The 12599-nt window shown below is 70.8% G+C and carries 9 protein-coding genes; 4 read left to right on the plus strand and 5 right to left on the minus strand.

Translation table 11 applies throughout. The annotated features are described in order from the left end of the window. Positions 1-130: 130 nt before the first annotated feature. Together O7635_RS36165 and O7635_RS36170 are read left to right on the plus strand one after the other, a co-directional pair. On the plus strand, positions 131-2116 hold the full coding sequence (locus tag O7635_RS36165; protein WP_278084981.1) for a hypothetical protein: 1986 nt from the start codon (positions 131-133) through the stop codon (positions 2114-2116). 387 nt (positions 2117-2503) lie between these two features. Continuing rightward, positions 2504-3157, plus strand: coding sequence for a DUF305 domain-containing protein (locus tag O7635_RS36170; protein WP_278084982.1), 654 nt, complete (start codon positions 2504-2506; stop codon positions 3155-3157). A 45-nt stretch (positions 3158-3202) separates the two neighbouring features. On the opposite strand, the gene O7635_RS36175 is transcribed toward O7635_RS36170, so the two are convergent. After that, complete coding sequence (locus O7635_RS36175) at positions 3203-7510, minus strand: discoidin domain-containing protein (RefSeq protein ID WP_278084983.1); 4308 nt, start codon at positions 7508-7510, stop codon at positions 3203-3205. Between the two features lie 403 nt (positions 7511-7913). Between O7635_RS36175 and O7635_RS36180 the strand changes: the two genes are divergently transcribed. Continuing rightward, the gene (locus O7635_RS36180) at positions 7914-8585 is read left to right on the plus strand and encodes a TetR-like C-terminal domain-containing protein (RefSeq protein WP_278084984.1); all 672 of its coding nucleotides are present in this window, start codon (positions 7914-7916) and stop codon (positions 8583-8585) included. Beyond that, entirely contained in the window at positions 8578-8847 is a 270-nt protein-coding gene (locus O7635_RS36185) for a DUF1905 domain-containing protein (protein ID WP_278084985.1), read from the plus strand. The genes O7635_RS36180 and O7635_RS36185 overlap by 8 nt, the downstream gene beginning before the upstream one ends. A 53-nt stretch (positions 8848-8900) precedes the next feature. Here O7635_RS36185 and O7635_RS36190 read toward each other — a convergent pair whose 3' ends face one another. From O7635_RS36190 to O7635_RS36205, 4 genes are all read right to left on the minus strand, one after another. Further along, the gene (locus tag O7635_RS36190; RefSeq protein ID WP_278084986.1) at positions 8901-11069 is read right to left on the minus strand and encodes an MMPL family transporter; all 2169 of its coding nucleotides are present in this window, start codon (positions 11067-11069) and stop codon (positions 8901-8903) included. Between the two features lies 1 nt (position 11070). Then, a complete protein-coding gene (locus tag O7635_RS36195; RefSeq protein ID WP_278084987.1) occupies positions 11071-11613 on the minus strand; it encodes a TetR/AcrR family transcriptional regulator in 543 nt (180 codons plus the stop codon). A 62-nt stretch (positions 11614-11675) separates the two neighbouring features. Continuing rightward, entirely contained in the window at positions 11676-11879 is a 204-nt protein-coding gene (locus tag O7635_RS36200; RefSeq protein ID WP_278084988.1) for a hypothetical protein, read from the minus strand. A 303-nt stretch (positions 11880-12182) separates the two neighbouring features. Further along, positions 12183-12488, minus strand: a complete 306-nt coding sequence (locus O7635_RS36205) for a hypothetical protein (RefSeq protein ID WP_278084989.1) — start codon at positions 12486-12488, stop codon at positions 12183-12185. Between the last annotated feature and the right edge of the window lie 111 nt (positions 12489-12599).

Consider the following 12599-nt stretch of genomic DNA (forward strand, 5'->3'; position numbering starts at 1 on the left):
GAACCTTGGCGGCACCAGAAAAGTTGGCCGTAAGGCATTATCTGATGTCCACTGTTCGATATAACGTGTGCGGTGCGAGGCGGTCGTTACCCGGCCGCCGCTTTCGGTCCCCTGCTCCGAGAGGCACCGCATGGCACTCACGTCCAGAAAGGGCCTCGCCGCCACCGCGGCGGCGCTCCTCGTCCTGGCGCTCACCCCGGGCGCCGCCGCCGCCGACCCCGATCCACGGATCGGACTGCCCGGCGGCTGGCTCGACGCGCAAGAGGCGGCGAGCAACCTCGAGCACCTCGCCCACGTCAACAAGCCCGTGGGCTCGTTCGACCCGGCCAACCCCTCGAACTTCTCCTACGTCGCCTCGGACCTCGCCTTCAAGGGCGACGTCGCGTTCATGGGCGGCTACAACGGCTTCACCGTCTTCGACGTGGCGAACCCCTCGGCGCCGTCGATCCTGTCCACCGTGGTCTGCCCCGGCGGCCAGGGGGACGTCTCGGTCTACGGAGACCTGCTGTTCATGTCGGTCGAGGAGACCCGGGGCCGGCTCGACTGCGGCACCGACCCGACGGTCGGCACCCGCTTCCAGGGCGTACGCGTCTTCGACGTCAGCGACGTGACCAACCCCCAGCAGGTCGCGGCCGTCCAGCTCTGCCGCGGCTCGCACACCCACTCGCTGGTCACCAAGCCCGGTGACACCGACAACGTCTACGTCTACGTCTCGGGCACCGCCGGTGTCCGCAGTGACGGGCTGGCCGGCTGCAACAACAACCCGGCCTCCGGGGAGAACCCGTCGCGCTGGCGGATCGACGTCATCAAGGTGCCGGTCGCCGACCCGGCCGCGGCGGCCGTGGTCAACAACCCGCGGCTGTTCGCCGACCCGGAGACGGGCGCGGTCGACGGCCTGCAGAACACGCCGCCCACCCCGCGGCACCCGTCGGGCAGCAACTGGAGCCCGTCGCCGGTCACCGACGCCTGTCACGACATCACGTCGTACCCGGCGCTCGGGCTGGCCGCCGGCGCCTGCGAGGGCAACGGAATCCTGATCGACATCTCCGACCCGGCCAACCCGAAGCGGCTCGACGAGGTCTCCGACCCCAACTTCGCGTACTGGCACTCGGCGACGATCAACAACGACGGCACCAAGGTCGTCTTCACCGACGAGTGGGGCGGCGGCACCGGCGCCCGGTGCCGGGACACCGACGCTCCCGAGTGGGGCGCCAACGCCATCTTCGACATCGTCGACGGCAAGATGCAGTTCCGCAGCTACTACAAGCTGCCGGTGCCGCAGACGATCCAGGAGAACTGCGTGGCCCACAACGGCTCGCTGCTCCCCGTGCCGGGCCGGGACATCCTCGTCCAGGCGTGGTACCAGGGCGGTCTGTCGCTGATGGACTTCACCGACTCGGCCCACCCGAAGGAGATCGCCTTCTTCGACCGCGGCCCGGTCAACCCCGCCGCCCTGTCGCTCGGTGGTTTCTGGTCGGCCTACTGGCACAACGGCCAGATCTACGGCAGTGAGATCGCGCGCGGCTTCGACACCTTCGGGCTCAAGCCGAGCACGTTCCTCTCCGCCGCCGAGATCCAGGCCGCGCGCGAGGTCCAGGTGGCCGAGACCAACCCGCAGCACCAGCAGCGGATCACGTGGACGCCGAGCCTGGCGACCGCGCGGGCCAAGTACGACCAGCTGGCCCGCACCTGCACCACGACGATCACCGGCACCCGCAACGGTGTCCTGGTGGCCGACGGCGTGACCTGCCTCGACGGCGCCACCGTCCGCGGCGCGATCACGGTCCGGCCGGGCGCCACGCTGCTGGCCATCAACTCGTCGATCAGCGGCGCGGTCGCCGCCTCCTCGGCGGCGGCGGTGCACGTCTACGACAGCACGGTCAACGGCGCGGTCGCGGTGCACGGCACGACCGGCAGTCTCGCGGTGGTCGACTCGACCATCCGGGGCGCGGTCTCGCTCAGCGGCGCCGGCACGCCGGGCTTCGCGTCCGTCGTCGCCGGCAACCAGGTGAGCGGCGTGCTCTCCTGCTCCGGCAACAACCCCGCGCCGATCAACGTCGGCTCGGCGAACGAGGTGCGTGGACTGGCCGCCGGCCAGTGCGCCGCGCTGGACTGATCCGCCGACCGTGGCGCCCGCCTCAGCTCCCCCCGCTGACCGGGCGCCACGCCGGTGGCGCGTGGGCCTCCGTCCGGTCTCCCGGGCCGGCGCACGCGCCGTGCGGGCGCCCATCCCTGCTCCCCCCGCAGGGGTGGGCGCCCTGTTCACGCGCCTTTGCTCTGCAGCCATACACGCAACGCCCGCGACGCGAGGTGTTGCGTGTTTGGCTGCAGAGCAAAGGCGCAGCACATGTACGGGGCCACCGCGCGGCCGTTGCGTATATGGCTGCAGAGCAAGTGTGGTCCGGAACGATGCCGCGACGCCGGCGGTCGCGCAGGCGTGGCCGGCTCGGCCACGGATCGGAGATGACGAAGGTCCATGCAGGTCAACCGACGTGTCGTAGTCGTGTCGTTGGTCGCCCTGGCGCTGATCGCAGGGGCTGTCGGGATCTCGGTCGCCGCCCGGCGCGGCGGCGACACCCCTGATGTCGCCGCACCGTCGCCGGGCCGGGTGGTGCAGCCGGGCGCGCCCGGCCAGGACTCCCGGACACTGTCCCCCGACGAGCTCGCCCGGCTCTCGGCGCCGCCGCACTCGGCGGCCGACGCCGAGTTCATGCGCAGGATGGTCACGCACCACTCGCAGGCCCTCGAGCTGACCGTGCTGGTCGCCGGCCGCACCACCAGCACCGACATCCCGCAGCTGGCCAAGCGGATCGAGGTGTCGCAGCAGGACGAGATCGCGCAGCTGCGACAGTGGCTGGTCGACCGGGGTGAGCCGCTGCCGGAGCCGCACGCCGACCACGTCGGTCACGGGAACCTCATGCCGGGCATGCTCGACGCCACCGACATCGCGGCGCTCGCGGCGGCCCAGGGGCCGGCCTTCGACAAGCTCTTCCTGGAGCTGATGATCCGCCACCACGAGGGCGCGATCACGATGGTGCAGCAGCTCTACCGCGACGGCGGCGGCGTCGAGTCGGCCGCCGACCGGGTGGCCCGCGAGGTCAACGCGGACCAGTCGATCGAGGTCCGCCGCATGCGCGAGATGCTCGCGAAACGCTGACGGGGCGCTCCCCGGCGGGCGAACCCGCCGGGGAGCGCCGGGGCCTCACTGGCCGGTGATGACGAACGAGGTGCCCTGCTCCCGGACGATGTCGCCGGTCGCCGAGTTGGTGATCGTCACGTTGGACAGCGTGGCGGTGCCGTTCGCGCCGTTCATCGCGAGGATGCCGGCGCCGTTGTTGGACTTGTCGATCCGTACGTTGGTGATCGTCGCCGTCACCCGGCCGCCGCCGCTCTTGAACTGGATGCCGTCGTAGGTGGAGTCGACGATCTCCGAGTCGCGGATGACCACGCCGGGGATGCCGGTGCTCGGCGCGAACAGCGTGATCGCGCCGAACTTCTGCGCCTCGCCCCAGAACGCGCCACCCGTGCGGTAGAGACCGTTGTTGGCGATCGTCGTGGTCCCGCTGAACGGGATCGGCGAGTGGTCGGTCGCCAGCATGATGCCCGGGTAGTTCATCGTGTCGTACACCAGGTTGTTCTCGATGGTGTTGCCGTAGCCGCCGTAGACCGCGATGCCGTTGGCCCGCCAGGGCAGCTGGATGGTGTTGTTCGTGAAGTGGTTGTCGTGTCCGATGTCGACCGACTGGTCCTTCACGTAGGTGCTCGACCAGACCGCCAGCGAGTCGTCGCCCGTGGTGCGGAACGAGGAGTTGAACACCCGCGAGTTGCGCGTGCCGTTGGCGAAGTTGATGCCGTCGGCGTACGTGTCGCGGATCCGCATGCCGGAGAACTCGATCCCGTCGCCCGGGTTCCAGTAGGCCGGCGTATCCGAGTAGTCGCGGCCGACCCAGGCGCCGACGTTGACGTGCTCGATCCACACGTTGCTGATCTTCGTGTTCTTGCCCAGCCGGCCGTTGATGCCGTGGCCGCGGGTGTTGCGGTTGGTGGTCATCCCGAAGATGGCCAGGTCGGAGATCTGCGTGTTGTCGTCGATGTCGAAGCCGACGTTGCCCTCGTGCGGGTGGTTGATGTTGCCCTGCACGTTCTGCGGCTCGGTGTTGGTGTAGAGCTTCGTGTGCCACATGCCGGCGCCGCGGATGACGGCGTTGCGGATGCCCTTCTGGTTGTAGCCGGTGCGGGTCGGGTCCGGCGAGAGGATCTTCTGCTCCTGCCGCCACTGCCCGGCCGGGATCCAGACGCAGGAGATCACGCCGTTCTCGTCGTCGGTGACGGCCCGCTGGATCGCGGCCGAGTCGTCGACGTTGTCGTTCGGCACGGCGCCGTACGTCGTGATCGAGGTGCAGCCCGCCGGCTGGCTCAGCGCCGGCGCCACCTGCTCCAGGTCGACCAGGTCGATGTAGTAGAACGCCGCGTCGTCACCGGCGTCACGCTGCAGCTTGAACCGCGTGCCGGCCGGATATGACGTGGCCAGCAACGCCTGCGACTCGTCGAAGAGCCGGCGGGCGTTGGACTGCGGGGTGTTCGACAGGCCCTCGGTGTCGTCGGTCAGGCCGTAGAGCCAGCTGTTGCGCGACGACAGCGTCAGCTTCTGCACGAACTGGTCGTTGGCGTAGAGGCTGATCGTCGCCGTGGTCCCGCCACCGCCGGGCGCGTCCGGAATCGAGTTGCGCACCACGATCGAGTTGGTCGGCACGGTCGAGGTGAACTGCACGTACTGGCCCTGGCTGGTCAACCGCACCGACCTGCGCCCCGACGACTCGGAGCCGAAGTTGGTGTGCCCGAACTGCCGCAGCGGGTCGGCCTCGACCAGCGTGCCGGTGTAGGAGCCGTTCTCCGCCTCGTACGAGGTGTACGGCACGGCGGCGCCGCGACCGACCACGATGGACTGCGTACGCGTGTTGTTGCTCTCGTTGGTCTCCGCCACCACGTTGGTCGCGTCCGCGGTCGCGGTGATGGTCGCCCCGCCGCTGGTCGCGGTCCACGTGCCGGACACGGCCACGGTCGCCGTCGCGCCCGCCGCGATCGTGCCGGTGTTGGTGTTGAGCGTCGTCGAGCCGACCGCGAGCCGGGTGACGCTGGCCGCCGCCGTCGTGGTGCCCCGGTTGTTGACGCTCACCGTGAAGGAGACCGGGGCGCCGACCGCGGGGTTCGACGGGTTCGTGGTGACGCCCGTGACCTGCAGGTCCGGCCCCGGCGCCTGGGCGACCACGAGCTGCGACGCCGCCGTCGTGCTGTTGTTGGCGTTGTTCTGCTCGACGATCGTGTTGGTCGGGTCCACCACCGCCGTCACGGCGTAGCTGCCCTGGGCCCGCGCCCCGGCGTTGAACGTGACGGTCTGCGACCCGCCGGCCGCCAGCGCTCCGACGGTGGCCGAGCCGACGACCAGGCCGCCGAGGCTGAAGTTGACGGTCGTCGCGCCGGCCGCCGCCGTGCCGATGTTCGCCACGGTGGCCGACAGCGTGATGGTGCTGCTCTCGTTGGGCTGCGCCGGGCTCCAGCTCACCGCGCTGACCGTGAGATCAGGGTTGGGCGCCGGCGTGCCGCAGACCTCGAACTCCGCCACCTGGCCCGACGGGGCGCCGGTGTTGGAGGTGAAGCGCAGCCGCACGTCCGCGGCGGTCGCCGAGACCGGGATCGCCACGACGTTGTTGCCCTGCGTGAACTGGTAGGCGGTGGCCGGCACCAGGCTGGTGAACGTCGAGCCGGCCTGGTCACGACCGAGGACCTGGATCGTCTGGGTACGGGTGCCCCACGACGCGTCCGGGTTGAGCTTGACGTTGACGCCGGTGATGCCGTGGTTGGCGCCCAGCGCGACCGTGAGGTCCTGCGGGTAGCCCGCGCCGCCCTCCCAGTAGGTGCCGAGCTGGCCGTCGTTCGCCTTGTCGGGCGTGAAGGTGAACGTGGAGCCGGTCGCGCTCATCGTCTTGCCGGCGGCCACGTTGGTGCAGCCCGGCGGCTGCGTGCCGGTGCGGGTGACCGTGTTGCTGTTGCCCGAGAGGTTGCCGGCGTTGTCCCGCGCCCGCACGTAGTAGGAGACCGTGGCCGTCGCCGGCTGGCTGTCCTGGTAGGACGTCCCGGTGCCGGTCGTCGCGATCTGCGTGCCGTTGCGGAAGACGTTGTAGCCGGCCAGCCCCGAGCCGCCCGTGTCGGTGGACGCGCCCCAGTTGAGCGTGATCGTCGTCCCCGACACGCTGTAGGACAACGTGCCCGGCACGCTCGGCGGCGTGGTGTCGCCGGGCTGCGTGCCGGTGCGGGTGACCGTGTTGCTGTTTCCGGAGAGGTTGCCGGCGTTGTCCCGCGCCCGCACGTAGTAGGAGACCGTGGCGGTCGCCGGCTGGCTGTCCTGGTAGGACGTTCCGGTGCCGGTCGTCGCGATCTGCGTGCCGTTGCGGAAGACGTTGTAGCCGGCCAGCCCCGAGCCACCGGTGTCGGTGGACGCGCCCCAGTTGAGCGTGATGGTGGTCCCGGAAACGGTGTAGGACAGGGTGCCCGGCACGCTCGGCGGCGTGGTGTCCGGCGTGCTGCCGCCCGGGCCGTACACCTCGACCTCGGAGAGCTGGCCGGCCGGCCAGGAGCTGTTGGCGGTGACGTTGATCCGCACGTACCGCGTGGTGGCCTGGTTGAACGTGATCGTGACCGAGTTGCCGGCCACCGCCGGGTTGAACGTGTAGGTCTGCGAGCCGGCCAGATCGCTGAACGTCGTGCCGGTGGTGCTGCCCTGCACGCTCAGCGTCTGCGTGCGGGTGCCCCAGCCGCTCGTCGGGAGCTTCAGCACGACCCGGTTGACGGCCTGGGCCGAGCCGAGGTCGACCTGCACCCACTCCGGGAACGAGTTGTTGGTGCTCTCCCAGTAGGTGCCCTGGTTGCCGTCGACGACGTTGCCGGAGCCGTAGACGTCGGCGTGGCCGCTCTCGGCCGTCGCCTTGCCCTGCGCGAGGTTGCCGGTGCCCGTGCCGCCGGCGCCGTAGACCTCGAGCTCCGACAGCTGTGCCGCGCCCCAGCCGGTGTTGGCGGAGATGCTGGCCCGCACGTACCGGGTGCTGGTCGCGGCGAAGTTGATCGTCACGGCGTTGCCGCTGCCGGGGTTGAACGCGTAGCTCGCGCCGGCGACGAGCGTGCTGAACGTGCTGCCGTTGGTGCTGCCCTGGAGGGTGACGGTCTGGTTGCGGGCGCCCCAGCCGCCGGGCAGCTTCAGCACGACCTGGTCGATGCTGGTGCTGGCGCCGAGGTCGACCTGGCCCCACTGCGGCAGGGCGCCGGAGCTCTCCCAGTAGCTGCCGGCGTTGCCGTCGTTGAGGTTGCCGGCGCCGAAGCCGCCGTTGGTTGAGCTGGCCGAGGCGGATTTGCCGAGGGCGAGGTTGGGTCCGCCGGCGGCCTGCGCCGGCACCTGCCAACCCACGGTGACGAGGGCCGCCGCGAGGGCGGCGGCCGCGATTCGGGTGCGTCTCATCGCTGTCCTTTTCGCAGGTGGGGACTTCTCCCCGGGCGCGGCCGCGGCGGGGAGGGGCGGAAGTCGGCACGGAGCCGGTGGAACGGCGGTGCGGGTGCGCTGCGCGAAAATTCCAGACCTGCGCGATGAAGATTTCAAAGGATTGTTGAAATCTTGCGGCAGGTTGGCGACAGGTTACCGACGTGCTACGAAACCCGTCAATGGGTGCACGTCAATCGATGCGCGGAGGGTGCCGCCGGCGCGGCCGCGTGTACCGCCCCCGTTCGGGCGCTCCCGCCGGCGGCGAGGTCAGGCCGCCGGTTTCCCCGGTCGCCCCGGTCCGCGCGGCCGCGTCGGACGAATTCGCCGGGACGACATTGTGTACGCCGTCCACATGGCAATGTTGACACCGTACACGAGGTTCGTGGAGGCTTCCAGAGTGCCGGCACGCCCCTACCATCACGGCGATCTCCGGGCCGCGCTGATCGCGGAGGGCCTGCGCGCCGCCCGCTCCGGCGGCGCGGCCGCGCTGGGGATGCGCGAGCTGACGCGCGCCGTCGGGGTCACGCCCAACGCCGCCTACCGGCACTTCGCCGACCGCCACGCGCTGGTCCTCGCCGTCGCCGTCGAGGCGCAGGAGCTGGTGGCGCGGGCCATGCACGAGCGGATGCCGTCGATCGGCCGCGACGTCGCGCCGGCTTCGGCTGCCGTCGACCGGCTGCGCGCGGTCGGGCTCGGCTACATCCACTTCGCCCGCACGGAGCGGGGTTGGTTCGAGCTGGCGTTCCTGACGCAGGAGGCGGGACCGGTCGGGGTCGATGGCGTGCCGCCGCCGTACCAGCTCCTGGTCGAGGCGCTGGACGGCCTGGTCGCGGCCGGCGTGCTGACCGCCGCGCAGCGTGCGGACGCCGAATGGCCGTGCTGGTCGACCGTGCACGGCTTCGCGGACCTGGCCACCCGCGGCCCGCTCCAGCACCAGGACCCGGCCGTGGTCGACGCCCAGGCCGCCCGGGTCGTCGACACCGTCATCCGCGGCCTGGGCGTGGCGCCCGGGCTGCTCCACACCCGACCGTCAGGAGAACCGGAGCATGGCTGAGCCACTGGACGCGACCTTCACCGCACCGATCCGCGTCGACGGCGCGTTCCCGACCTACATCGAGCTGCCGGGGTCGCACGACCTGCTGGGCACCCGCAAGCCGGTCAAGGTCAGCGGCACCATCGACGGCCACGCCTTCGACGCGACCCTGATGCCGTCGGGCCAGGGCCCGCACTGGCTGCCGGTCCGGGCGGCCCTGAAGAAGACGATCGGCAAGGACGCCGGCGCCGACGTCGAGGTCCGCCTCACCGCCCGCCGCTGACGGGGCAGGCCCGCGCCCGTGGCTGTCGGGCGCGGGCCTGCGGCCGCACAGGGTCAGACGCCGACCGGGACCTTGGGGGCCGGCTCGGACAGCTCCGCCCGCAGCTTCTCCCCCTCGATGTCGACGTTGGGCAGGGCGCGGTCGAGCCAGCGGGGCAGCCACCACGCGCCGCGGCCCAGCAGCGACATCACCGCCGGCACGATGGTCATCCGCACCACGAACGCGTCGATCGCGACGCCGAGCGCCAACGCGAAGCCGACCGACTTGATGATCGGGTCGTCGATCAGCACGAAGCCGGCGAAGACGCTGGTCATGATCAGCGCCGCCGCGGTGACCACCCGGGCCCCGTGGCCCATGCCGGCGATCGTCGCCTCGTGCGCGCCGGCGCCGTGCACGTAGTCCTCGCGCATCCGGGACACCAGGAAGACCTCGTAGTCCATCGCCAACCCGAACAGGATGCCCACCAGCAGGATCGGCAGGAAGCTGATCAGCGGGCCGGGCGTACCGATGCCGAGCAGGTCGGCCAGGTGGCCCTCCTGGAAGATCCAGACGGTGATGCCGAACGTCGCGCCGACCGTCAGCAGGAAGCCCAGCGCCGCCTTGATCGGCACGAGGATCGAGCGGAAGACGAGCATCAGGAGCAGCACCGACAGGCCGACGACGATCAGCAGGTAGACCGGCAGCGCGTCGGCGAGCTTCTCCGACACGTCGACGCCGACCGCGGTCTGCCCGGTCACGGCGACGTCCGCGCCGCCGAGACCGTGGGTCTTCGCCCGCACGTCGTGCACCAGCGTCTCGGTGCTCTCTGCCGTCGGCCCCTCGGTGGGGATGATGCCGAGCAGCGCCGTCCGCTGGTCGCCACTGACGGTCGGCGGCGTTACGGCGACCAGGTTGGGCGTGCCCTCCAAAGCCGGGGCCACCTGCTGCACCGCCGCGGCGGTCTGCTCCGCCGAGTCGCTCGAGACGACCAGCGTCAGCCGGCCGTTGAAGCCGGGCCCGAAGCCCTCGGCCACCATGTCGGCGGCGACGCGGGCGGGCGTACCCTCCGGTCCGGATCCGGCGTCCGGCAGCGCGAGCCGCATGTCCGCGGCGGGCAGCGCCAGGGCGCCCAGGCCGACGATCCCCAGGATGATCACGGGAATCCGGGCCCGGGTGATGAACCGCGCCCACCGGAAGCCGAAGCCCTCCTTGTGGGCGCGCGGCGCGGCGTCGCGCTGGCGGCGCGGCAGCACCCGCTTGCCTGCGAACCCGAGCAGCGCGGGCAGCAACGTGATCGCCACGAGCACGGCGACCGCGACGGTGCCGGCGGCGGCGAGACCCATCGCGCTCAGGAAGGGGATGCCGACCACGGCGAGCCCGGCCAGCGCGATGACCACCGTGACGCCGGCGAACACGACGGCGGACCCGGCCGTACCCACCGCCCGGGCCGCGGCCTCCTCGGGCTCGATCCCCTCGACGAGGTGCTGGCGGTGCCGCGACGTGATGAACAGCGAGTAGTCGATGCCGACCGCGAGGCCGAGCATCAGCGCCAGCACCGGCGTCACGTCGGTCAGCGAGACCACGCTGCTGAGCGCGAACAGCCCCGCCATGCCGGCGCCGACGCCGATGAGCGCGTTGAGCATCGTCATGCCGGCGGCGACCAGCGACCCGAACGTCACCAGCAGCACGACCAGCGCGACCACGACACCGATCGCCTCGGTGCTGCCGACCTCGGGCGGCGAGTTCATCACCTCACCGCCGTGCCCGACCCGTAGCCCCGCGGCCTCGGCGGCGGCACCGGCCTGCTCGTACGCGTCGCGCTCGGCATCGGTGAGCTCGTCGGCGCGGCCTTCGTACTGGACCTGGACCAGTGCGTACCGCGTGTCCTGGGAGATGGCCTTGGCCTGGAACGGGTCGACCGCGGCGACCACCCCCGGCAGCTGGTTGGCTTCGGCCACCAGCTGCTTGACGGCGTTGGTGAGCGGCGGGTCCGTCAGCGTGCGCCCCTCGGGCGCCCCCACGACGATCGTCCCGACCGCGCCACTGGCCTCGGGAAACTCGTGCTGCAGGGCATCGATCGCGCGCTGCGACTCGGTGCCCGGCATGGTGAAGTTGCTCGAGGTCGGGCCCTTGAAGGCGACGGCCGCGCCGCCGAGCCCGGCGAGCAGCACGAGCCAGAGCACGACGACCAGCCTGCGCCGGCGGTACGCGGCCCGGCCCAGCCGGTAGAGCAGGGTTGCCATGTCAGTCCTTCTTCCCGGGTATGAGGGCACGGCGGGCCACGGCGATCAACGCCGGTCGCAACTCCGCCTCAACACGCTTGTCATCGATGACCACAGCCGCGATCCCACCGAGCAACACCTCGGCGGCGACGTGGTCGGCCGGATCGGCGGACCGCCCGGCGAAACCGGCCCTGAGGGCGTCGGTCAGCTCCCGAACCGCGGCGAACGCGGGCTCCTGCAGGAACTGCGGGGTGACGTCGTAGATCAGCGCGACCTCGCGCCGGTAGCGCAGCACGAGCTCGACGAACCCGTCGATGGCGACCTCCTGGACGCCCTTGTCGTCGACGCCGGCGAGTCTCGCGACGAGGTCGATCAGTGCCTGCTTGGCGGGCTCCAGGAGGGCAAGGAGGATCGCGTCCTTGTGGGCGAAGTGGTAGAGCAGGGTCGCCTTGGAACACCCCACCTCAGCGGCGATGTCGTGCAGGGAGGTGCCTTTGAAGCCGTACCGGGTAAACAGCTCCCCGGCGACCCGCAGGATCTCGTCACGCGTCCGAATGCGAACCACGGACTCATTCTTCCTGACCGCTCGGTCAGATTCTGACCGAGCGGTCAGTTCGGTGGCCCAGGTCACATATCATCGCCGCCATGTGGGCCAACCTCACCCAGCCACAAGCCGTCCTGCTCGCCGGCTTGTTCGGCGCAGCGGGAGCGGTACTTGGTGGCCTCATCGCGAATGTCGCCGGTCAGTGGATCGGCTCGGGCGGCCAGCGCCGTCGGCAATGGCTGGAGTTGCGCCACGTCGCATACGCAGAAGTGCTGGAGTGCTTCCACGCCGCGTGGGCCCTCTATGACGATGCCGGGGCTCGGCAGCCGTCACGCAGGGAAGAGGAACGAGCAGGCCTGAAACTGCTGGCGGCCTTTTCTCGCGCCGCACTGCTGACTCGAAGACGATCCACTGACCAGGCGTTGACGCGCTTGCATACCGCGGCGCAGGCCCTTTGGTCACGAGACGGACGTAGATGGTCCGAGGTCGACGACGCGTGCCGCGCCGCTGAGGCGGCATTCCGCCAGGCCGCTCGCGCCGAGCTCGGGATGCGGAGGCACCCCATGACCGATCGCCGGACGGAGGAGCCGTCAGCTGCTGCGTTTGAGGGCCAGCTTGATACTGATCGCTCCGTCTCCGTCAGCGGCGCCGATGAGGACCCCGCCGGAGCTGAGCACACTGATGCCGAACGTCGCTTCTAGGGACTCCACCTGCCACGATGGCGACTCGGCGGTGGCGTTGGCGGCGTCTTGCGCGATGTTCACGATTTCCAGGAGCGCGGCTCGCAACTCGCCACGGCGCGCTTCGATCGGGGTCGTGCCGCGGCGGTAAGGGCCTATCTGCCGCCCGCTCGCGGCGATCTCGACGGTCTCCACAAGCAGTTTCTCGACAGTCATTCCAGCTTCACCTCAAGCCGCACCGTGTTGGACCGTCCACCATGACACCAATCAATGATCTTGTCACGGCAGGAAACCATCCGGACAGGCGATAAGTAAGTCAGCCTCACC

The organism is Asanoa sp. WMMD1127 (genome assembly GCF_029626225.1).
In the GTDB taxonomy this organism is placed as follows: domain Bacteria; phylum Actinomycetota; class Actinomycetes; order Mycobacteriales; family Micromonosporaceae; genus Asanoa.

What these genes read in the sequence shown, in the direction of transcription:
- O7635_RS36165 (WP_278084981.1), top strand. Translation starts at nt 131, where the DNA reads ATGGCACTCACGTCCAGAAAGGGCCTCGCCGCCACCGCGGCGGCGCTC.
- O7635_RS36175 (WP_278084983.1), bottom strand. Translation starts at nt 7,510, where the DNA reads ATGAGACGCACCCGAATCGCGGCCGCCGCCCTCGCGGCGGCCCTCGTC.
- O7635_RS36185 (WP_278084985.1), top strand. Translation starts at nt 8,578, where the DNA reads ATGGCTGAGCCACTGGACGCGACCTTCACCGCACCGATCCGCGTCGAC.
- O7635_RS36190 (WP_278084986.1), bottom strand. Translation starts at nt 11,069, where the DNA reads ATGGCAACCCTGCTCTACCGGCTGGGCCGGGCCGCGTACCGCCGGCGC.
- O7635_RS36205 (WP_278084989.1), bottom strand. Translation starts at nt 12,488, where the DNA reads ATGACTGTCGAGAAACTGCTTGTGGAGACCGTCGAGATCGCCGCGAGC.